At 72.7% G+C, this 21,617-nt stretch carries 16 protein-coding genes; 7 read left to right on the plus strand and 9 right to left on the minus strand.

The features are described 5' to 3' along the window. Positions 1-148 precede the first annotated feature (148 nt). A complete protein-coding gene (locus AB0C21_RS36820) occupies positions 149-2,308 on the minus strand; it encodes an MMPL family transporter (protein WP_500210590.1) in 2,160 nt (719 codons plus the stop codon). Between the two features lie 155 nt (positions 2,309-2,463). Between AB0C21_RS36820 and AB0C21_RS36825 the strand changes: the two genes are divergently transcribed. The 3 genes from AB0C21_RS36825 (at position 2,464) to AB0C21_RS36835 (ending at position 5,559) form a co-directional block, all read left to right on the plus strand. After that, the gene (locus AB0C21_RS36825; protein ID WP_500210592.1) at positions 2,464-3,612 is read left to right on the plus strand and encodes a cystathionine gamma-synthase; all 1,149 of its coding nucleotides are present in this window, start codon (positions 2,464-2,466) and stop codon (positions 3,610-3,612) included. A gap of 134 nt (positions 3,613-3,746) precedes the next feature. Next, positions 3,747-4,769 (plus strand): alpha/beta hydrolase, encoded by a 1,023-nt coding sequence (locus tag AB0C21_RS36830; RefSeq protein ID WP_500210593.1) that lies wholly within the window; start codon positions 3,747-3,749, stop codon positions 4,767-4,769. Between the two features lie 238 nt (positions 4,770-5,007). Next, a complete protein-coding gene (locus AB0C21_RS36835) occupies positions 5,008-5,559 on the plus strand; it encodes a hypothetical protein (protein WP_500210594.1) in 552 nt (183 codons plus the stop codon). A 15-nt stretch (positions 5,560-5,574) separates the two neighbouring features. Here AB0C21_RS36835 and AB0C21_RS36840 read toward each other — a convergent pair whose 3' ends face one another. Together AB0C21_RS36840 and AB0C21_RS36845 are read right to left on the minus strand one after the other, a co-directional pair. Beyond that, positions 5,575-7,641 (minus strand): vWA domain-containing protein, encoded by a 2,067-nt coding sequence (locus AB0C21_RS36840; protein WP_500210596.1) that lies wholly within the window; start codon positions 7,639-7,641, stop codon positions 5,575-5,577. A gap of 37 nt (positions 7,642-7,678) precedes the next feature. After that, complete coding sequence (locus AB0C21_RS36845) at positions 7,679-9,130, minus strand: sigma 54-interacting transcriptional regulator (protein ID WP_500210597.1); 1,452 nt, start codon at positions 9,128-9,130, stop codon at positions 7,679-7,681. Between the two features lie 155 nt (positions 9,131-9,285). On the opposite strand from AB0C21_RS36845, the gene AB0C21_RS36850 reads away from it, so the two are divergent. Genes AB0C21_RS36850 through ilvA form a run of 3 tightly spaced genes read left to right on the plus strand, consistent with a single transcriptional unit; the run spans position 9,286 to position 12,667 of the window. Continuing rightward, positions 9,286-10,464: an FIST signal transduction protein gene (locus AB0C21_RS36850; RefSeq protein WP_500210598.1), complete on the plus strand. Its 1,179-nt coding sequence runs from the start codon at positions 9,286-9,288 to the stop codon at positions 10,462-10,464. A gap of 5 nt (positions 10,465-10,469) precedes the next feature. Next, on the plus strand, positions 10,470-11,405 hold the full coding sequence (locus AB0C21_RS36855) for an ROK family protein (RefSeq protein ID WP_500210614.1): 936 nt from the start codon (positions 10,470-10,472) through the stop codon (positions 11,403-11,405). A 23-nt stretch (positions 11,406-11,428) separates the two neighbouring features. Then, positions 11,429-12,667 carry a threonine ammonia-lyase gene (ilvA, locus tag AB0C21_RS36860; protein ID WP_500210600.1) on the plus strand — a complete coding sequence of 413 codons (1,239 nt, stop codon included), beginning with the start codon at positions 11,429-11,431 and terminating at the stop codon, positions 12,665-12,667. 64 nt (positions 12,668-12,731) lie between these two features. Here the strand turns inward: ilvA and AB0C21_RS36865 are convergent, their stop codons facing one another. The 6 genes from AB0C21_RS36865 to hppD form a co-directional block, all read right to left on the minus strand. Then, a complete protein-coding gene (locus tag AB0C21_RS36865; protein ID WP_500210601.1) occupies positions 12,732-14,153 on the minus strand; it encodes a M1 family metallopeptidase in 1,422 nt (473 codons plus the stop codon). 138 nt (positions 14,154-14,291) lie between these two features. Next, the gene (locus AB0C21_RS36870) at positions 14,292-15,755 is read right to left on the minus strand and encodes a M1 family metallopeptidase (RefSeq protein ID WP_500210603.1); all 1,464 of its coding nucleotides are present in this window, start codon (positions 15,753-15,755) and stop codon (positions 14,292-14,294) included. Between the two features lie 136 nt (positions 15,756-15,891). Continuing rightward, positions 15,892-17,493: a M1 family metallopeptidase gene (locus tag AB0C21_RS36875; RefSeq protein ID WP_500210615.1), complete on the minus strand. Its 1,602-nt coding sequence runs from the start codon at positions 17,491-17,493 to the stop codon at positions 15,892-15,894. Positions 17,494-17,574: 81 nt separating this feature from the next. After that, positions 17,575-18,786, minus strand: coding sequence for an RDD family protein (locus AB0C21_RS36880; RefSeq protein ID WP_500210604.1), 1,212 nt, complete (start codon positions 18,784-18,786; stop codon positions 17,575-17,577). A 97-nt stretch (positions 18,787-18,883) separates the two neighbouring features. Further along, positions 18,884-19,687 carry an RDD family protein gene (locus AB0C21_RS36885; RefSeq protein ID WP_500210605.1) on the minus strand — a complete coding sequence of 268 codons (804 nt, stop codon included), beginning with the start codon at positions 19,685-19,687 and terminating at the stop codon, positions 18,884-18,886. Positions 19,688-19,848: 161 nt separating this feature from the next. Then, positions 19,849-20,940: a 4-hydroxyphenylpyruvate dioxygenase gene (gene hppD, locus AB0C21_RS36890; RefSeq protein ID WP_500210606.1), complete on the minus strand. Its 1,092-nt coding sequence runs from the start codon at positions 20,938-20,940 to the stop codon at positions 19,849-19,851. Positions 20,941-21,068: 128 nt separating this feature from the next. Between hppD and AB0C21_RS36895 the strand changes: the two genes are divergently transcribed. Next, a partial coding sequence (locus AB0C21_RS36895) for an Lrp/AsnC family transcriptional regulator (RefSeq protein WP_500210608.1) occupies positions 21,069-21,617 on the plus strand: 549 nt, incomplete at its 3' end.

Here is a 21,617-nt window from a genome sequence, read left to right on the forward strand (position 1 = left end):
CGCCGCAAGGGCCGTTGAAACGGCAGAGCGCCTGGAGACCGTGGGGTCTCCAGGCGCTCTGCCGTTCAGGTGCCGGGTTGCGGGGTCCGGCCGGTGGGCGGCGTTATGGGCCGGCCCCCGCAACCCGGCGTCTCGGGGGGCGCCGCGGTCAGCCGCGGAACCCGGACGGGGCGAAGTCCTCCCGCGTGTCGGACGGCCGGAGCTGCTTCTTCGGCTCGTCGCCGTGGCCCGGCCACCAGGCCTTGTGGCCCAGCATCGCGGTGAGGCCCGGCACCAGGAAGGTGGACATCACGAAGGCCGACAGCGCGATGCCGATCGCCACCGAGAAGCCCATCTGCTGGAGCATCGAGACCGGCGCGAGCATCATCACCGAGAAGGTGCCGGCCAGGATGAGGCCCGCCGCGGCGACCGTCGGGCCGCCGTGCTGGACGGCCAGGGCCGCCGCCTTCCGCGGCTCGTGGCCCTCCTTGGCCTCCTCGCGCAGCCGCGCCGTCATCAGGATGTTGTAGTCGGTCCCGATGGCCAGCACGAACAGGTAGAGGACGATCGGCAGCTGGAAGGTGACGCCGGGCTCGCCCATCGCGCCCTGGAAGACGTACACCGCGGAGCCGAGCGTCGCCGCGAAGCCGAGCAGCACGGCCACGACCAGGTACAGCGGCGCGACCACCGACCTCAGCAGCAGCGCCAGGATCAGCGCGATCAGCACCGCCGCGACCGGCAGGATCACCGACAGGTCGCGGTTGTTGACCGCGTTGATGTCGGAGAAGATCGCCGTCGGCCCGCCGACGTAGGCGCGGGTGCCCTCCGGCGCCGCCTTGTGGACGGCGGGCGCCAGGTCGTCCTTGACCAGGCTGATCGCCTTGTTGGACGCCGGGTTGAGCTTCAGCACCAGGTCGACCCGGGCCACGGACTTGTCCTGGCCGGGGACGGGCGGCTGCACCTTGCCGACGCCGGGCGCGTTCTCGACGGCCTTGCTGAACGCCTGGAGCTGCTGCTGGTCGACCGGCTGCCCGTTCTGGCTCTTGATGAACACCTGCACCGGGGTGGTCAGGCCGGGCGGGAAGCCCTTCTCCATGTCCTTGGTCGCCTGGGCGGACTCGGTGTCCTGCGGGAAGCCGGCGGCGAAGTCGTAGTCGGCCTTGAACCCGAGGGTGCCGAGCGCCAGCACGACCAGGACGAGCCCGGACGCCGCGGCGGCCAGGGCGGGGCGCTTGCCGACGCCGCGGCCGATGGCCGTGGAGAACCTGTCCTTCGGCTGCTTCTTCCACGCCTTGGACGGCCAGAAGACGGCGGTGCCGAGGAGCGAGACGATCGCCGGGAACAGCGTCAGCGAGGTGATGCCCATCACGACGACGGCGATGGCGAGGGACGGGCCCCAGGCGCTGAAGACGCCGAACGTCGCGAGCAGCAGGACCAGGAAGGTGACGGCGATGGCGGCGGCGGCCGAGGAGATGACCTCGCCGACCCGCTCCACCGCGGTGATCATCGCGGTCTTCTTGTCGTCGCCGGCCCGCAGCCGCTCGCGGAAGCGGAACATCAGGAACAGGTAGTAGTCGGCGCCGATGCCGAAGAGCACGATCAGGATGATGGTGCTGAGGCTGTCGTCGCCGGAGAACCCGAAGATCTTCGAGGCGACGCCGATCAACCCCATCGCGACCTGCATGGTCACGCTGATGATGACGATCGGCAGCACCGCCGCCAGCGGGGCCCGGAAGATCAGCAGGATCAGGCCGATGATCAGTACGAAGGTGGCGATGCCGACGATCTCGAAGGACTTGTTGAAGGAGTCCTCGTTGTCGACGAAGCCGGCGACGTCACCGCCGACCTTGGCCTCCAGCCCGCTGCCCTTCAGCAGGGTCGGCAGGTCCTTGCGGATCTGCTTGACCGCCTCGCCCTGCTTCTTGTTGTCGTCCATCGAGGTGCCCTTCATCGGCACCATGACCACCTGGACGGCCTTGTTGGGCGCCACGGCCTGCGGTCCGGTCGCGAATCCGAGGACCGTCGGAGGCTTCTTGGCGTTGAGCGACTTGGCGGCGGCGTCCACCTTCGCGGTGTCCTGCGCCGTCAGCGGGCTGCCGTCGGTGCGCTTCACCACGATGAGCGAGGAGGTGTCCTCCTGCTGCGGGAAGGCCTTTTCGGCGATCTTGAGCGCCTGCACCGACTCGTACTTCGAGGGCAGGAAGTCGCCCTGGTCGGACTCGGTGGTGAGCTTGGGGGAGAAGGCGATGATGAGCACCGCGGCCACGAGCCAGGCCACGATCGTCCACCACGGGTGTCTCACGACGAAGCGCGCGAGCCGAGCGAACATGGGGGCTTCCTTAATTCACAGTCGTTGGGATACCTGTAAAACGGTAGAGACCGGATGCCGCTCGCGGGTCACCCGCTGCGCCGAAATACCGGGTGATACCTCCGGGGGAGCCTCTCCTTCTTGAGGAGGGTCGGGGAGTGGATAGCCTCGTACCCATGGACAACGAGGTTCAGCAGGGCTTCGAGACCCTGGCCATCCACGCCGGGCAGGAGCCCGACCCCGCCACCGGCGCGGTCGTCCCGCCGATCTACCAGGTCTCCACCTACAAGCAGGACGGCGTCGGGGGGCTGCGCGGCGGCTACGAGTACTCCCGGTCGGCCAACCCGACCCGTACGGCGTTGGAGGTATGCCTCGCCGAGACGGAGGGCGGAGCGCGCGGGCTGGCGTTCGCCTCCGGGCTCGCCGCCGAGGACGCGCTGCTGCGCACCGTCTGCAAGCCCGGAGACCACGTCATCGTCCCGGACGACGCCTACGGCGGGACGTACCGGCTGTTCGCGAAGGTCGCCCAGCCGTGGGGCGTCGAGTTCGACCCGGTGCCGCTCGGCGACATCGCCGCGGTGCGGGCGGCGGTGCGCCCCGAAACGAAGATCATCTGGGTGGAGACGCCGACCAACCCGCTGCTCGGCATCGCCGACATCGCGGCGCTCGCCGCCGTCGCGCGGGACGCGGGGGCGCTGCTGGCCGTCGACAACACCTTCGCCTCGCCCTACCTGCAGCGGCCCCTGGAGCTCGGTGCGGACATCGTCGTCCACTCGACCACCAAGTACATCGGCGGGCACTCCGACGTGGTCGGCGGCGCGCTGATCGCCGCGGACGCCGCCGTCGGGGAGCGGCTGGCGTTCCACCAGAACGCGATGGGCGCCGTCGCGGGCCCGTTCGACGCCTGGCTCACCCTCCGCGGGATCAAGACGCTCGGCGTCCGGATGGACCGGCACTGCGCGAACGCCGAGCGCATCGTGGAGATGCTGACGCGGCACCCGTCCGTCCGGCAGGTCCTCTACCCGGGGCTGCCCGACCACCCCGGGCACGACATCGCCGCCAAGCAGATGAAGGCGTTCGGGGGGATGGTCTCGTTCCGGATGGAGTCGGAGGAGGCCGCCGTCCGGGTCTGCGAGCGGACGAAGCTGTTCACCCTCGGCGAGTCGCTCGGCGGCGTCGAGTCGCTGATCGAGCACCCGGGCCGGATGACGCACGCCTCGGCGGCCGGATCGCCGCTGGAGGTGCCCTCCGACCTGGTGCGACTGTCGGTCGGCATCGAGGACGTCGCCGACCTGCTCCGCGATCTGGAGCAGGCGCTTTCCTGAGAATCGGCTGACCCTTCCCCACCAGACTTGATCAAAACATCTATACTCGGCGCGCCAGGTTCGTGAAGAAAGGGCCCGGGGTGCGCAAAGTACTGGTGTGTGGGGCGGCGTTCGCCGCGACGTGTGTCTCCGCCGTGACCGTTCCCGTGGGCGCCCACGCGAACACTCCGGCGCCGACGCCGAGCGCGTCCGTCCCGTCCGAGTCGCCGGCGGGGACACCGTCCGGCGGGCCGGAGACCGGGGCCCCCGGTACCGGCTCGCCGTCGGCGCCGTCCACGTCGCCGACGGAGGGCGCTCCGTCCGGCCCGGACGGGGAGCCGGACGGCACCGTCACCGCGCAGGCGGTGATGGTGACGCCACAGCTGCCGCAGTTCCGCACCTACGCCTACGGCAAGGCGCCCGCCCAGAAGATCGACGCCTACTGGCGCAAGCCGGGCCCGCGCGCCACGCCGCGCCCGGCCGTCCTGCTCCTGCACGGCGGCTACTGGCTGGAGGGCGACAAGGGCGGCGGCTGGAAGTACTTCGCGCGCCGGTTGACCGACGAGGGCTTCGTCGTCCTGTCGGCGAACTACCGGCTCGCGCCCAAGGCCCAGTGGCCCGCGCAGCGCGACGACGCCCTGGCGGCCCTCGACTTCATCAAGAAGCACGCCCGGGTGTGGAACGTCGACCCGAGCCGCATCGCGGTCATGGGCTCGTCGGCGGGCGGGCACCTCGCGACGCAGCTCGGCACGCTCGGCACCGGCACCCGCCAGGTCCGCGGTGTGATCGCGCTGTCGCCGCCGAACAACCCCTACCTGGCCTTCCAGGACGGCGCGAAGCCGGACGCCCCGCTCACCCAGCGCAAGCTGCGGCGGGCCGTGGTCGACCTCCTGCACTGTGTTCCGGGCGCGACCGCCACCCCCGACTGCTGGACGAAGCTGGACGACGCCAGCACCGTCACGCACGTCTCAGCGGGCGACGCCCCGATGCTGCTGATGCACGCCACCGGCGACTTCGTCCCCGTCACTCAGAGCACCGGGCTGGCGAGCGCGCTGCGCGCCGCGGGCGTCCAGGCGACCGTCAAGACCGTCGAGGGCGACATGCACGCCTCCGACATGCTGGGCGACGAGGGCGTCTACCCGACGATCCTGGCCTGGCTGAAGAAGCGCTTGCAGTGACATGGCATTTCTCTCCTCCTTCGGGCCTGGCGGCCCTCCATCGTCGAGAAACGCGGGCGATCGCTGGCATCGCTCCGTCTCGCCTTGGCGGCTCGCTGCGCGATCAGGTTCTCGCTTCGCTCGAACCTGCCTTCGGACGCGATCGCGAGCATTGAGGTCGTCGCGTGGTTGCGGCGTCGGCTGAGGTTGTCGCGTGAGTTGCGGTAAGGGGCGGGGGCGCGGGGGCTAAGGTCGGCTCATGTCGACTTCGGACCGCATCCTGCTCCTTCTCCACATCGGGTTCGCGATCTTCACGCTGGGGCCGCTGACCGCCGCCACGATGTCCACGCCCCGCTACATCCGCAAGCGCGACGTGGTGGTGGTGCGCTACCTCCACCGGACCACCCAGATCTACGGGATCGGCACGCTCGGGATCTTCCTGATCGGGCTCGGGCTGGCCAAGGGCGAGCTCGCCGAGGTGTGGCTGACGGTGTCGATGACGCTGTTCGTCGTCGCGCTGGTGCTGCTGCTGATCATCGAGCGCGACCAGCGGAAGGCGGCGCATCTGCTGGAGGTCGCGGCTGCCGGGGCGAAGCCCGCGGTGGTCCCGGCACGTCCCGCCGCGGCGGAGGCGGGAGAGGGCGCGGCGGAGGCCGAGGCCGGGGCCGGGGAGCCGGCCGGTGGCGCCACCGCCGAGCCCGTCACGGCGGGTGAGATCGCTCAGGTGGAGCGGGGGCGGCTGGCGGCCATGTCCGGCGTCGTCGCGCTGATATGGCTGGTGATCCTCGTCCTGATGGTCTGGAATGGCTGAGCCGGCCGAACGCGATTAAGCACGCCTCACTCGGAGGTAGTCGCTGACTACGTACTCGCCTAGGCGGTCGGCGTCGGGGGCGAAGACTCGGCCGCCGTTGCGGCGGGCGACCTCCTCCACGAACGACACGAGGCGCCGGTCCTCGGCGAGCATGAAGAAGTTCATGCAGGCGCCGCGGCGGGTCATCTTGTCGACCTCGGCGAGGGTGAGCACGAGCGTGTCGGTGGACGGCGGGTAGTCGAACAGCGAGCGGCCGTCCGGCCGCAGGTGCGCGGTCGGCTCGCCGTCGGTGACGACGAGGACGATCGGCTCGAAGTCGGGGTGCCGGTCCAGGTGCCGTCCCGCGATCATCAGGGCGTGGTGCAGGTTGGTGCCCTGCACCATGTCCCAGTCGAGGCCCGCCATCTCCGTCGGGTGCAGGACCCGCGCGTAGTTGGAGAACCCGATGATCTGGATCGCGTCCTGCGGGAACTTGCTGGTCACGAGCGTGTGCAGGGCCAGCGTGGTCTGCTTGGCGGCGGCCCACGTCCCGCGCAGCACCATCGAGTAGGACAGGTCGACCAGCAGGCACACGGCGGCGCCGGTGCGGCGCTCGGTCTCGTGCACCTCGAAGTCGTCCACGCTGAGCCGCACGCCGTCCGGGCGCCGGGGGCCGTTCCCGCCGACCGCCACGGCGTCGGCGGCGGGCGCGGGCTCGGTGACCCGCGCCGCGGCCGCGGGCGGGGGGACGAGGCCGGCGCCGTGCTCGGGGACGCCGCGCTCCATGGCGCTGCGCCGGATCGCGTTGCTCACCGTCCGGACCACGTCGAGGGGCTGCTCGTCGCCGAACCGCCACTCGCGGCTGGAGCCGGTCAGCTCGCCCGCCTGGCCCGCGTCCCGCTGGTCGTGGTCGCCCTGGCGGCCGGACGCCAGCTGGGAGAACACCCGGCGCAGCGCGGTCTCGCCGAGCCGCCGCACCGCCTTCGGCGTCAGCTCCAGTTCCCCGCGCCGGCGCCGCAGGTAGCCCTGCCGCTCCAGCTCGGCCTCGATGCGGCGCAGCTCGGCGAGGTCGTCGACGGCCTGCCGGCCGAGGGCCCGCCGGACGGCCTCCTCGTCGATGTCGTCGAGCCGGGCACCGGGGTAGTCCTGCCCGAGCGCCGCCTCCAGCTCGCTGAGGTCGGCCAGTTCCGCGAGCGCGGTCGTGGCGTCGCCCATGCCGAGCGGATCGTCGCCGGTCATCTGCTCGGCCTGGCCCCAGCCGAGGTCGGGGCGGCGGGCCCGCAGCGCGTCGCCGAGCCGGGTCATCTCCATGGCGAGGCCCGCGTCCTGCATGGCCTGCTCCATGAGCCCGGCCAGCTCGGCGCGCTGCTCGGGGCTGAGCGAGGCGAGCAGCCGGTCCATCGCGGCCGCGCGGCGGGCGAGCGAGTCGACCAGCTCTTCGAGGTTCTGCGGGGAGTCGGGGAACATGTCCCCGTACTCGCCCATGAACCGGTCGAAGTCCTCCTGGGTGTGCTCGCCGCGCGCGTCCCGCTCCAGCATCTGGTTGAGCGCGGCCATCATGTCCTTGACCCGCTGCATGGCCGCCGGGTCCTGGTTCTCCAGGGCCTGCTTCATGCCCTGGAACTGCGCGTCGAGGACCTCGCGGCGCAGCAGGTCCTTCAGCTGCTCGAAGGTGCGGCGGGCGGCGTCCGAGCGCCAGTCGTAGTCCGACAGCCGCCGGATGGCCTGCGAGGTGTCGGACGGCAGCGTGTCGAGCTCCGCCTCGCGCAGCCGCGCGTCGTCGCTCGGGTCGGGGAACAGCTCGGCCCGCTCCTGCCCGATCGCGGTGTCCAGCAGCGCGCGGGCCTGCTCCAGGGTCCCGTCGAGGCGGCCCCGGTCGCGCAGCGCGCGGCGCCGCTCCCGGACCTGCCGGAGCATGTCGTCGAGCCCCCGACGGCCCTGGGCCCCGGGGAGGCCGCGGCGAAGCAGCTCGCGGAGCGCGTCGCTCGGGCGGGTGCCGTCCAGCACCGAGTCGCCCATGGCGTCCAGCGCGTCGCGGACGTCGTAGGGCGGCGCGAGCGGGTCGGGCCCGTCCTCGTAGGCGCCGTAGCGGTATCGGCTCATCGCCTCTCCTTGCGCGTGGAGACCTCGGGACGCGGCGTCACGTCCGGTACGTCGCCGTCCCGTCGGCCCGTCCCTCGGCGACGTCCTTGGAGAGCCGCCGGGTGAGGAACAGCCCCTCCAGGGCGAACTCCAGGGCCGCGGCGGCCTGGCCGGGGGACTCCCCGCTCATGCCGAGCCTCTCCATGACCTTGGCAAGGCCGGGCACCTGGCCGATGCGGCGCAGCAGCTCCCGCGCCGACACCAGCTCGCCCGACTCCACGCTCTCCCCGGAGTCGAACTTGTCGAGCAGCCCGGTGAGGTCGGCGGCGCCCAGCGTCCGCCGGTAGGTCTCGGCGACCGCGCGGCGCAGCAGGTGCTCCAGCACCTCCTGCTCGCGGCCCTCCTCGCTGACCTCGAACTCCACCTTGCCCATCAGCGACGGCACGACGGCCGGCAGGTCGCAGACCCGCGCGACGGCGTGCTCCTCCCCGGTGAGCGCCGCCCGGCGCACCGCGCCCGCCGCGACGGTCTCGGCGCCCGCGAGCGCGAACCGCGCCGACACGCCGGACCGCGCGTCCACCGCCGTCGACTCGCGGACGAGCCGGGTGAACCGCCCGATCACCTCGATCAGGTGGTCCGGCACCTCGGCGGGCAGGCCCGCGAGGTCGGCGAAGTCGGCCTCCTGGCGGATCAGCGCCAGCTCGGCGTCCAGTTCGAGCGGGTAGTGGGTGCGGATCTCGGCGCCGAAGCGGTCCTTCAGCGGGGTGATGATCCGGCCCCGGTTGGTGTAGTCCTCGGGGTTGGCGGACGCGACGAGCAGCACGTCCAGCGGCAGCCGCAGCGCGTAGCCGCGGACCTGGACGTCGCGCTCCTCCAGCACGTTCAGCAGCGCGACCTGGATCCGCTCGGCGAGGTCGGGCAGCTCGTTGATGGAGAAGACGCCCCGGTTGGTGCGCGGGACGAGCCCGAAGTGCACGGTCTCCGGGTCGCCGAGGGTGCGGCCCTCGGCCACCTTGATCGGGTCGACGTCGCCGATGAGGTCGCCGACGCTGGTGTCGGGCGTGGCGAGCTTCTCCCCGTAGCGCTCGTCGCGGTGCCTCCACTCGACCGGCAGCTCGTCGCCCAGCTCGTCGGCGAGCCGGCGGCACCGCACGCAGACCGGCGCGTACGGGTGGTCGTTGATCTCGCAGCCCGCCACCACGGGCGTCCACTCGTCCAGGAGCCCGGCCAGGGTGCGGATCAGCCGCGTCTTGCCCTGCCCGCGCTCGCCCAGCAGCACGAGGTCGTGCCCGGCGAGCAGGGCGCGTTCCAGGTGGGGCAGGACGGTGTCGTCGAAGCCGAGGATGCCCGGGAAGCGCGGCTCGCCGGATCTCAGCCGGTCGAGCAGGTTGCGGCGGATCTCGGCCTTGACGGAAAGCTGTACGTGGCCGCCTGCGCGCAGCGCGCCCAGGGTCGATTCGCGGGGGGCGGATTCGCCGGGTGTGGACTCGCGTGGTGTGGATGAACGCACGCGATCGACACTACGTCGCCGGTGCGCGCGATCGCACCCCCGCCGGGGATTCGCCCGTCCCGTCCCATCCCGACGACGTTTGGGTGGAACGGGCGCGGAGGGGGAGACTGGAGGTGTGAACGGAGCCGGCGAACGGAGTGAGGGAGGCGGCGCCGATGGCGCGATTCGGTGATGGCCTGGCCCTCGGACCAGATCTGTCCAGCGCCGCCGCGGCGGCGGTAGAGCAGGCGCTCGCGCCCCTGAGCGCGGCGCCCGACCTGGTGTGCGTGTTCGTCACGGGCGACGACCCGGACCAGATCGAGGCCGCGGCGCAGGCGGCGCAGCACGCGGCCGGGGCGGCGCTGCTGCTGGGGTGCAGCGCGTCCGGTGTGATCGGGGCCGGGCGCGGAGTGGAGGAGCGGGGCGCGGTGAGCGCGTGGGCGGCGGTGCTGCCCGGCGCGCGCATCGACGCGTTCCGGTTGGAGACGCTGAAGGGCGACGACCGGATCATCGTGGTGGGGATGCCGGAGGCCCAGGACGACGACGTGGTCGGCGTGCTGCTGGCCGACCCGTCCAGCTTCCCCGTGGACGCGTTCGTGGAGCGTTCGGACGACGCGCTGCCGGGGCTGCCGCTGGTCGGCGGGCTGGCCGAGGGCAGCGGGCTCGGTGAGACCGGGCTCGGCGAGGCCCGGCTGTTCGTCGGCGGCGAGGTGTACCGGGACGGCGCGGTCGGCGTGGTGATCGGCGGGGCCGTCGCCGCCGCCACGGTGGTCAGCCAGGGCGCCCGCCCGATCGGCCCGGACATGGTGGTGACCAGGGCCGAGGAGAACGTCCTGTACGAGCTGGCGGGCGTGCCGGCGCTGGAGAAGCTGGAGCAGATCGTCCTCGGGCTGCCGGAGGAGGAGCAGGAGCTCGCCGGGCGCGGGCTGCTGATCGGGGTCGCGATGGACGAGTACGCCGACGAGCACGAGCACGGCGACTTCCTCGTCCGCGGCGTGGTGGGGGCCGACACCGACACCGGCGCCATCGCGATCGGCGACGTGGTGGACGTGGGGCGCACCGTCCGGTTCCAGGTCCGGGACGCGGGCGCCGCCGAGGAGGACCTCACCGCACTGCTGGAGCGGTTCGACCTCGCGCCGGTGGAGGGCGCGCTGCTGTTCTCCTGCAACGGCCGCGGCCAGGCGATGTTCCCCGACTCCGACCACGACGCCAAGGTGCTGGACCGAGCGTTCGGCCCGGCCGGGGTCGGCGGCTTCTTCGCGGCCGGGGAGATCGGCCCGGTCGCGGGGCGCAACCACGTACACGGCTTCACCGCCTCGATCCTCGCGTTCGGCCGGGCCGAGGAGGCCGTTTGAGCGCCGTGCTCGCGGTGGACATCGGCGGCACGAAGCTCGCCGCCGCGCTGGTCGAGCCCGACGGGCGGGTCACCGCCCAGGACCGGGCCCCCACCCCGAACGCGCCGGGCGTGGACGGCGAGGAGCTGTGGCGGGCGCTGGAGGCGCTGCTCGGCTCGCTCGTCGGCGCCGCCGGCGATCCGCCCCTCGCGGGCGTCGGCGTGGGCTGCGGAGGGCCGATGACCTGGCCCGCCGCCGAGGTGTCCCCGCTGAACATCCCGGCGTGGCGGGGCTTCCCGCTGCGCGAGCGGCTCCGGGCCCGGTATCCGGGGCTGCCCGTCCGCATCCACAACGACGCGATCTGCGTCGCGATCGGGGAGCACTGGCTCGGCGCGGGGCGGGGGCACGACAACGTCCTCGGCATGGTGGTGTCCACGGGCGTCGGCGGCGGGCTCATCCTGGGCGGGCGGCTGGTGAACGGCGCCAGCGGCAACGCCGGGCACATCGGGCACGTCATCGTCGAGCCCGGCGGGCCGCCCTGCGGGTGCGGCGGTCGCGGCTGCCTGGAGGCGGTCGCCCGCGGGCCGGGGCTGGTCGCGTGGGCGCGCGAGCAGGGCTGGCGGCCCGGGAGCGTCTACGCCACCGGCGTGGAGCTGACCGAGGACGCCCGCCGCGGGGACCCGGTCGCCTGCGCGGCGATGCGCCGGGCGGGCCGCGCCCTCGGCATCGCGATCGCGTCCGCGACGCACCTGTGCGATCTGGAGGTCGCAGCGATCGGCGGCGGCCTGTCGCAGGCGGGGCCGCTGCTCTTCGACCCCCTGGAGGAGGCGTTCGGCGAGCACGCCAGGATGGAGTTCGCGCGCCGCCTGCGGATCGTCCCGGCCGAGCTCGGGCAGACCGCCGGGCTCGTCGGCGCCGCCGCCCTGGTCTACGCCCAAGATCGTTACTGGAGTGCGGGGTAGGGCCGGCGTGCGAGGATGACCGCATGAGCAGAACTGGTCTGACCTCCGTCGGCGTCGACGACGTCCGCGCCGCCCGGGAGCTGCTGAGCGGGGTGGCCGTGCCCACGCCGCTGATCCCCTCCCGGGTGCTGTCGGAGCAGATCGGCGGGCCCGTCCTGCTGAAGTGCGAGAACCTGCAGCGCACCGGCTCCTTCAAGATCCGCGGCGCGTACGTGCGGATCGCCCGGCTGAGCGAGGAGGAGCGGGCGGGCGGCGTGGTCGCGGCGAGCGCGGGCAACCACGCGCAGGGCGTCGCGCTGGCCGCCTCGATGCTCGGCTGCAAGGCCACCGTGTTCATGCCGGTCGGCGCGCCGCTGCCGAAGATCGCCGCGACCCGGGGCTACGGCGCCGAGGTCGTCTTCCCGGGGCCGACCGTGGACGAGTGCCTCGTCGCCGCGCAGGAGTACGCGGACGAGTGCGGCGCGGTGTTCATCCACCCGTTCGACCATCCCGACGTCGTCGCGGGCCAGGCCACGATCGGCCTGGAGGTCATGGAGCAGTGCCCGGAGGCCCGGACGATCGTGTCGCCGGTGGGCGGCGGCGGGCTGCTGGCCGGGACCGCGGCGGCGGTGAAGGGGCTGGCGAAGGAGACCGGCGGCGGCGACGTCAAGCTCGTCGGCGCGCAGGCCAAGCGGGCCGCGGCGTTCCCGCCGTCGCTCGCGGCCGGCAAGCCCACCCAGATCGAGATCGAGCGCACGATGGCGGACGGCATCGCGGTCGGCCGCCCCGGCGACCTGACCTACGCCATGTTCACCGAGCTGGTGGACGCCGTCGTCACGGTGAGCGAGGAGTCGATCTCCCAGGCCCTCCTGCTCTGCCTCGAACGCGCCAAGCAGGTCGTCGAGCCCGCGGGGGCGGCGGGCGTGGCGGCGCTGCTGGAGCACGCGTACGCCGTCGAGCCGCCCGTCGTGGTGCTGCTGTCGGGCGGCAACATCGACCCGCTGCTGCTGTCGAAGGTGCTGCGGCACGGCCTCGCGGGCGCCGGGCGGTACCTCGTGGTCCGCTGCCGCCTGAAGGACCGTCCGGGCGCCCTGGTGACCCTGCTGAGCGAGCTGGCCGAACTGGGCGTCAACGTCCTGGACGTCATGCACGAGCGCATGGCGGCGCGCCTCCATGTCGAGGAGGCCGAGGTGCTCATGCACCTGGAGACCCGCGGGGCCGACCATTCCGAGGACGTCATAGGCCGCCTGCGCGAAAAGGGCTACACCCTCACGCTGAGCTAGCGGCGTGCGGCCGGCCCGGCGTGAGGGTGCGGTGCCTCAAGAGGCGGGGTCCTGCAAGGTGGTCCTACAGGGCGGGCTTGCCCTCGGAGTAGAGCCATGCCTTGGCCCAAGCGTCCAGGTCCTTGCCGGAGAGCTTCTCGGCGAAGCGGACGAAGTCGCCCGTGGAGGCGTTGCCGTACCGGTACGCCGCCGGCCACGCCTTCAGCAGCCGGAGGAACGTCTTCTCGCCGATCTTCGTGCGCAGCACGTGGACGGCCATGGCGCCGCGGTCGTAGACGAGCCCGTCGAAGATGTGGTCGCGGCCCGGGTCGGCGACCTTGCCCGTCCACAGGTCGTCGCTCGCGGGCGTGGCGTAGGTCTCGTCGAACAGCTCCTGGACGCTCTTGCCGCCGTGGGCCGCGCTGTACATCCACTCGGAGTACGTCGCGAAGCCCTCGTTCAGCCAGATGTCGGCCCACTTCTTCGGGGACACCGAGTCGCCGAACCACTGGTGGCCCAGCTCGTGGGCGAGCAGGCTGGTGCTCGGGATCGCGCCCGGGCGGCGGCCCAGGTCGTAGACGGGGCGGCCCTGCGTCTCCAGCGCGTAGCCGACCCCGGCCTTGACGACGATCCCGCCCGTCGAGGTGAACGGGTAGCGGCCGTAGAGGGCGTTCTGGAAGTCCGTGACCTCGGCGGTCTGCTCGTGGAACTTCTTCGCGTCCTCGGCCTTGACGGCCATGGCCTGGTCGGTCGCGGTCAGGTTGGGGATGCCCGCCTTGGTCCGCCCGCTGACGACGTCGTACCGGCCGATCGCGATCATGGCGAGCTCGCTGGCCATCGGGTTGCGGACGTCCCAGCGGGTGGTCGTCCAGCCGCCCGTGGTCCGCTTGGCGCGCAGGTCGCCGTTGGCGAGCGTGGTGAGGCCGCTCGGGGCCGACAGCGTGTAGGTGTAGGTCGCCTTGTCGGTCGGGTGGTCGTTGACCGGGTAGACGGCGGCCGCGCCGAACGGCTGGTTGAGCATCACCGCGCCGTCGTTGGTCGCCACCCAGCCGGACGTGCCGAGCGTGTCGTCGTCGATCCGCTGCGGGACGCCGGAGTACGCCACGGTGACCGTGAAGCTGCGGCGGTCCCGGATCCCCTTGCGCGGGGTGATGACCAGCTCCTGGGCGCCCGTCCGGGTGTAGGACGCGGCGCGGCCGTCCACCTTCAGCGACGAGATCTTCAGCGGGCCGAGGAAGTCCAGGTCGAAGCGGGACAGGTTCTGCGTCGCCCGCGCCGTCACGCGGGTCACCGCCTGGATCCCCTTCGTCGCGGGGTCGTACTTCAGGCCGATGTCGTAGTGGGCGACGTCGTAGCCGCCGTTGCCCATGTCGGGGAAGTAGGGGTCGCCCGCGCCGGGCGCGCCGGGCGTGAACCGCTCTGCGGCGCCCGCGGGCGCGGCGGTCACCGCGAGGCTCGCCGCGACGCCCAGCGTCACGGCGGCCAGCGCTCTGGGGGTTCTGCTCATCAAGCTCGTCCTCGGTAGCCTCGGTGGAACGTGATAACCGCGCTCAAAGACTTTCTCGTGAACCGGGCCCGCACAAGCGCGATTTGATATCGAATCTGCCGCTGACGTGAGGTTTTTGTGGCCGGATCCGGCTTCGGGTCACCAAGTCCGCGGTTTGGTATCCGCGCGGAGCCATGCCTGGAACAGAGTCGTGAGCCTTTGGCCCGACACCCGCTCGGCCAGCGCGGCGAACTGCGCCGTCGTGGCGGTGGAGTGGCGGTGCTCGGCCGTCCAGGTCCGCAGGATCGTGAAGAACGCCCTGTCGCCGACCCGGTTCCGGAGCGCCTGCAAGGTCATCGCGCCCCGGATGTAGACGGAGTAGCCGAACATCTTCGCGGCCCCGGGCGCGCCCGGCGGCGGCCGGAAGACCGGCGAACCCGCGGCCCGCGCGTAGTACCGCTTGAAGATCTTCTGGGCGGAGTCCTTGCCGGTGCGCTCGCGCCACAGCCACTCGGCGTAGGTCGCGAAGCCCTCGTTGAGCCAGATGTCGCTCCAGTCGCACAGCCCGACGCTGTCGCCGAACCACTGGTGGGCCATCTCGTGGACGACGAAGCCCTCGTCCGGCGCGAACCCGCCGTAGAGCGGGCGCTCCTGCGTCTCCAGGGCGTAGCCGAGCTTCGGGTCGTCGACGATGCCGCCCGCCGTCGCGAACGGGTACGGGCCGAAGAGCGGCGCCGCCCACCTCAGCACCTGGGCGGTGGTGCTCTCCAGCCGCTTCGCCGACGACCGGAACGCGGGGTCCACCGCCGTGATGACCGGGACGCCGGCCGCCTCGGTGCGCCGCACCTCGAACCGTCCGATGGCGACGGTGGCCAGGTAGCTCGCCATCGGCGCGTCCTCGGTCCACTCGTAGGTGGTGGTCGCGGCGCCGGCGCGGACGGGGCCGGGCCGCCCGTTCGCCACGGCGCGCAAGCCCTTCGGGACCGTGATGCGGAACGCGTACGCGGCCTTGTCGCTGGGGTGGTCGTTCACCGGCAGCCAGCTGGACGCGCCGTCCGGTTGGGAGGCCACGACGGCGCCGTCCTTGCTCGGCGTCCAGCCGTACGTGCCGAACGTCCGGTCCCGGACCGGCTGCGGCCTGCCCGCGTACCGGACGGTGGTCCGGAACGTCCGCCCGGCGCTGATCGGCTCGGCGGGCGTGACCACGAGCTCCCGGCCGTCGCGGCGGTGGCGCGCCTCCCGGCCGTCCACCGAGACGGCGGTGATCCGCGGGCCGCGGAAGTCGAGGTCGAACGCGGACAGGTCCTGCGCGGCGGTCGCGGTGACCGTCACCGCCGCTTCGACCGCTCCCGTTCTGACGCCCGCGTAGGCCAGCGCGACGTCGTAGTGGGCGACGTCGTAGCCGCCGTTGCCCGCGTCCTTGATGTAGGAGTCGCCCAGGCCGGCCGCTCCGGGCGAGGGCGTGCCGCGGTCACCGGGCCGCGCGCCAAGCCGGGAGGGCTGTGGACAGGCCGCGGCCGCCCGCCGCCCCGCCGAGGCGGCCGGGTCACCGGCCTCCTCGGGCCCCTTGGACGCGGACGCGGAGGCGGCGCCGGGCGACCCGGCCAGGATCGCGACGGCCAAGGCCGCGGTCGTTCGCCGAGATGGCCCCTTCACCAGGCCGATGGTGGCGGCGCGCCCGCCCCGCCGGTCTGGCGGCCCGCCGGGCTTTCCTCCGTCCTTGCCGGACGTTCACCTGCGGCGGACCTGGGTCACCCGGTCACTTGGCCGGACGGCCCTTCTTGAACAGCCAGTCGTCGAAGAACGCGTCGAGCTTCTTGCCCGACACGCGGTTCGCCGTCTCGACGAACTGCTTCGTCGTGCCGCCGGAGTGCCGGTGCTCCTTCGTCCAGGTCTTGAGGATCTTGTAGAAGACGTCCTCGCCGACCCGGCCGCGCAGCGCGACCAGCGTCATGCCGCCCCGGTCGTACACCGACCGGCCGAACATCTGCTTGCGGCCGGGGTTGCCGGGCGGGACGTCCCACAGCTCCCGTCCGCCGACGCCGTTGTAGGCCTCGTCGAAGTGCTCCTGCACGCTCTGGCCGCCGGTCTTCTCGTCCCACAGCCACTCGGCGTAGGTCGCGAAGCCCTCGTTCAGCCAGATGTCCTGCCAGCGCGTCACGCTGACGCTGTCGCCGAACCACTGGTGGGCCAGCTCGTGCGCGACGATGGTCGGCTGGAGTCCGAACGCCCCGTACACCGGCCGCGTCTGCGTCTCCAGCGCGAAGCCGACGTCCGCGTCGTCGATCAGACCGCCGGTCGAGGAGAACGGGTACGGGCCGAACAGCTTGGACCACTCGTCGATGACCTGGCCGTTCAGCTGGTGGAACTGGTCGACGCTCACGCCGGCGGTCGACGCGTCCACGGCGGTGATGTTGGGAATGCCGCCCGCCGTCCTGCCCGTCCGCACCGCGAACCGGCCGACGTCGACCGTCGCCAGGTAGGTGGCCATCGGGTCCTTGACCCGCCACTTCGAGGTCGTCGTGGCGCCCGCCTTGGCGCGGTGGGCGACCGGCACGACCCCCGGCCCGTCCGTCGGCTCGGTGCCCGGCGGCTCGGTGGGCGGACCGCCGGGCAGGCCCGGCGGCGTTCCGGTCGCCCCGCCGCCGGAGTCCTGCGGCGGCGTGTCCGGCTCGCCGTTGGCGATCGCCGTCAGGCCCTGCGGGACGGTGATCTCGAAGTCGAAGGTGGCCTTGTCGCTCGGATGGTCGTTGCTGGGGAACCAGGTGTGCGCGCCGCTCGGCTGGCACGCCACGAAGACGCCGTCGGACGTGCGGATCCAGCCGTACCGGCCGAGCACCGGGTCCGACACCGGCCGCGGCGTCCCCGAGTAGGCGACCACCGTGGTGAAGGTGCTGCCCTTCTCCAGGGGCTTGGCGGGCGTCACCTCCAGCTCGCCGCCGCCGCGCTGCTGCCGCGCGGGCGCGCCGTCCACCTTGATGGAGGACACGTCCAGGCCGGTGAGGTCGAGGTTGAACCGGGCGAGCTTCGCGGTCGCCTTCGCGGTGATCGTCGCGACGCCGTCGAGCTGCTTCGGGCCGTCCGGCGTGATGGTCAGCTTCAGCCCGTAGTGCTGGACGTCGTAGCCGCCGTTGCCGTTGCCCGGGACGTAGTCGTCGCCCGCGGTCGTCGGGCCCGCCGGGCCGTTCACCACCGGTCCCTTGGGCGGTCCGGACTCGCCCGGGTTCCCGAACGGGGCCTGGCAGGCTGCGGTCAGCGACCCCGCGAGGGCGAGGGCCGCCAGCCCTGCCGCGCCGCGGAACGCGGTGCCGCGGACGGCCCTTGGGCCGTTACGACGGGGGCTGGGGGAGTTTCCGGCCATATGCACGCCGTCCAGCCTGCCCGGACGGGACCCCGCCCGGCAACTCGGACGGCCACCGGAACCCCGCCGGCGCGGGCGCTCTCAGCGACCGGCATACGGATTCGCCCGGTACGGATCGGCCTTGACGACGACCGTCTGCGCCACCTTGCAGTGCAGCGCCTGCTTGCGCTCGTCCCAGAGGATCCACGCGATGTCGATCAGGCCGATGCAGCCGCAGATGCCGCCGAGCACGCTGTAGAACGCGGAGCGCCCCGCGGCCTGGCCAGTGGTGATCGCCTGCCCGTCGTCGGCGCGGACCACCCGCGTCCGCGCCAGCATCTTGCCGAGCGTCTGCCCCCATTTGGCGTGCATCAGCCAGAAGTAGAAGAACGCCAGCACGACGCTGATCGCGTTCGTCCCCACCCGGGCGCCGTCGTACATGGTGGTGCCGGGCTCGGGATTGACGACGTTGTTCCAGTTGACGAACGGGATCGAGATCAGGCCCGTCACGATGCCGATGATGATCAGGTCGACGAGGCCCCCGCCCAGCCGCGCCCAGCGGCTCGCGAGCTCCGCCGGCGGATGCGCGTACCCGCCCGGGCCCTGCCCCGGGTACTGCTGCCCGTATCCCGGCTGGGCGCCGTACTGCCCGCCGGACGGCTGCTGCTGCCACTGCCCCTGCTCACCGTAAGGCGGCTGCCCGGACGGCCGCTGCTCGCCGTAAGGCTGCTGCCCGCCGGGCGGCTGCTGGCCCCACTGCTGCTGCTCGCCATCGGCCTGCTGCTCGCCATAGGCCTGCCGCTCGCCATAGGCCTGCCGCTCGCCATAGGGCGGCTGCTCGCCATAGGGCTGCTGACCGCCGGGCGGCTGCTCGCCGTAGGGCCGCTGCTGCCCTCCCGGCGGCGGCCACTCTCCGTAGGGCTGCTGCTCTCCGTGCGGAGGCTGCTCGCCTTGTGGATGCTGCTCGCCGTAAGGCGGTTGCTCCCCGTAGGGCTGCCGGCCGCCGTAGGGCTGCTGCCCTTCGGGTGGCTGTTGCCCCCACTGCGGTTGCTCCCCGTAGGGCTGTTGACCGCTGGGTGGCTGCTGCTCGCCGTAGGGCTGCTGCCGTCCGCCCGGCGGCGGCCATTCCCCGTACGGCTGCTGCTCTCCGTGCGGGGGCTGCTCGCCGTAGGGCGGTCGTCGGTCCTGGGGCTCCTCCCCGTACGGCTGCCCGCCGCCGTAGGGGCCCGGCCGGTCGGGCTGCTCCCGGTCCCCGTGCGGCCGGTCGTCCTCCGGCTCTCGCCCGGACGCGGGGTCGTGCGGCGGTTGCGTCATGCCGAGAGGGTCGCCGCGTCGCCGCAGGTCAACCCTGCCGCGCCCGGGTGGAGCCGGAATGTTTACGTCGGCATGGCAGGTCCTTGCCGGGACGCGTTCACGACCCGGACCGGTCGCGGGCGTAGGGGTTCGGCGTCCATGGCGTCACCTTCACCACGATCGTCTTGACCGCCTTGTCGTGCAGGGCCTGGCGCCGGTCGTCCCACAGGATCCAGGCGTTGTCGAGGAGGCCGAGGAGGCCGATGATCCCGCCGCCGGCCACGAGGAGGTTCAGCGCGCCCGTCGCCACGCCGATGCCGTAGACGATCGCCTGCCGCCCGAGCGCCTGGCCCCAGCTCACCGCCGAGCGGTCGTCGGCCCGCACGAGCCGGATGCCGAACGCCTTCTTGCCGAGCGTCTGGCCCCACCGGGCGTGCAGGACGGTGAAGTACACGAAGCCCAGCAGGACCACGATCCCGTATCCGACGAGGAGGCGAGGGATGTTGTAGAGGTCCAGCGGGTTCGTGACCGGCTCGCCGGACTCGATGGAGTCGCGCATCCGGTCCCAGCGGATCGAGAACAGGACGGCCGGCACCGTCCCGATGCTGAGGACGACGCTGTCGATGATCCCGGCGCCGAGCCGCGCCGCGCGTCCGGCGACCGCGTCCTGCGTGCCGCCTCCGAAGCCGGGGTGGGGCACGCCGGGCGGGCCGTAGCCGGGGACCGGCGGCGCCTGCGGCAGGGCACCGGGGTGGCCGTATCCGGCCATGGGAGCGGCCTGGGCGGGCGGCCCGCCGTAGGAGCCCTGGTACGGCGGCGGGCGCTCGGGCGAGGCGGGCGCCTCCTGCGCCTCCTCCTGCGGCCGGTCCGGGGGCTGCCAGCCGCTGTCCGGCTTCGGGGTGTCCTGGGGTGGTTCGCTCATGGCCCCACAGTGTGCCGGGTACCGGAGGCCGCGGCGCCGCCACGGTGACGACCGGCCCCGGACGCGGGCGCGTCCGGGGCCGAGTCCCCCGAGCCTTCAGGCGCCGCGGCGGGGCGCCGCCGCGGCCTCACGGGTGCCGGGGTGTCACCGGGGTCGGAGCGTCACAGGTTGCCGCGGCGCTCCTGCTCCCGCTCGATCGCCTCGAACAGCGCCTTGAAGTTGCCCTTGCCGAAGCCGAGCGAGCCGTGCCGCTCGATCAGTTCGAAGAACACGGTCGGACGGTCCTGGACGGGCTTGGTGAAGATCTGCAGCAGGTAGCCGTCCTCGTCCCGGTCGACCAGGATCCGGCGCTTCTGCAGCTCCTCGATGGGGACCCGCACCTGGCCGATGCGCTCGCGCAGCTCGGGGTCCTCGTAGTAGGAGTCGGGGCTCTCCAGGAACTCCACGCCCGCGGCTCGCATCCGGTCGACCGAGGCCAGGATGTCGTTGGTGGCGAGCGCGATGTGCTGCACGCCCGGCCCGCCGTAGAACTCCAGGTACTCGTCGATCTGCGACTTGCGCTTGCTCTCCGCGGGCTCGTTCAGGGGGAACTTCACCTTGCGGGTGCCGTCCGCGACCACCTTGGACATCAGCGCCGAGTACTCGGTCGCGATGTCGTCGCCGACGAACTCCGCCATGTCGGTGAAGCCCATGACCCGGTGGTAGAACTCGGCCCACTCGTCCATGCGCTCGACGTTGCCGACGCAGTGGTCGATCGCCTGGAAGAACCGCTTCTCCACCGGCTGCACGATGGGGTCGGCGGGCTCGAACCCCGGCAGGTAGGGGCCGGTGTAGTTCGAGCGGTCGACCAGCGTGTGCCGGGTCTCGCCGTAGGTCGCGATCGCCGCGACCGTCACCTTGCCGTACTCGTCCTCCAGGACGTGCGGCTCCTCCAGGCCGGTGGCGCCCTTCGCGAGCGCGTGCCGGTAGGCGTGCTCGACGTCGGGCACCTCGATCGAGAGGTCCACCACTCCGTCGCCGTGCTCGGCGATGTGCCTGCCGAGCTCGGTGCCCGCCTTCACCGGGCCGCGGAACACGAACCGGGCGCCGCCCGACTCCAGCACGTGCACCGCCTCGTCCGGGCTGCCGTTCTCCGGGCCCCGGTAGGCGACCCGGCGCATGCCGAACGCGGTCGAGTAGTAGTGGGCGGCCTGTTTGGCGTTGCCGACGGCGAAGACGACGGCGTCCATACCCTTGACCGGAAACTCATCCATACCACCCAATCTCGACATGTGCCTGCAAGGTGCGCAAGAGCGGGCTGAAATACTGGACAATCTGTACAGCGCATCCGCGTCCGGACCGGTCGCTCTGTACATGGTGACCACGACCACAGGAGGGTGCCGTGCCGATCGACGAACTGGACGGCCGGCTGATCGAGCTGTTCGCCGCCGAACCCCGGGTCGGCGTGCTGGAGGCGTCCCGGCGGCTCGGGGTCGCGCGCGGGACCGTCCAGGCGCGGCTGGACCGGCTGGCGCGGGACGGCGTCATCGCCGGCCACGGCCCGGAGATCGACCCGGCCGCGCTCGGCTACGGGGTGACGGCCTTCGTCACGCTGCAGCTGCGGCAGGCGGGCGGCCACGACCCGGTGGCGGCCCGGCTCGCCCAGGTGCCCGAGGTGATCGAGGCCCACACCATCACCGGCGCCGGGGACATGCTGTGCCGCATCGTCGCCCGCAGCAACACCGACCTCCAGCGCGTCATCGACGTCATCGTGGACGTCGCGGGCGTGGAGCGCGCCTCGTCGGTCATCTCCCTCGCCAACCAGATCCCCTACCGAACCCTGCCCCTGGTGCGTGCGGTGGCCGGGCAGTCCAGGGGCGGGCAGTCCAGGGGCGGGCCGTCCAAGGGCGCGACGCCGGGCGGCGCGGCGCCGGGCGGCGCGGCGCCGGGC

Source organism: Spirillospora sp. NPDC049024, assembly GCF_040649235.1.
Taxonomy (GTDB): domain Bacteria; phylum Actinomycetota; class Actinomycetes; order Streptosporangiales; family Streptosporangiaceae; genus Spirillospora.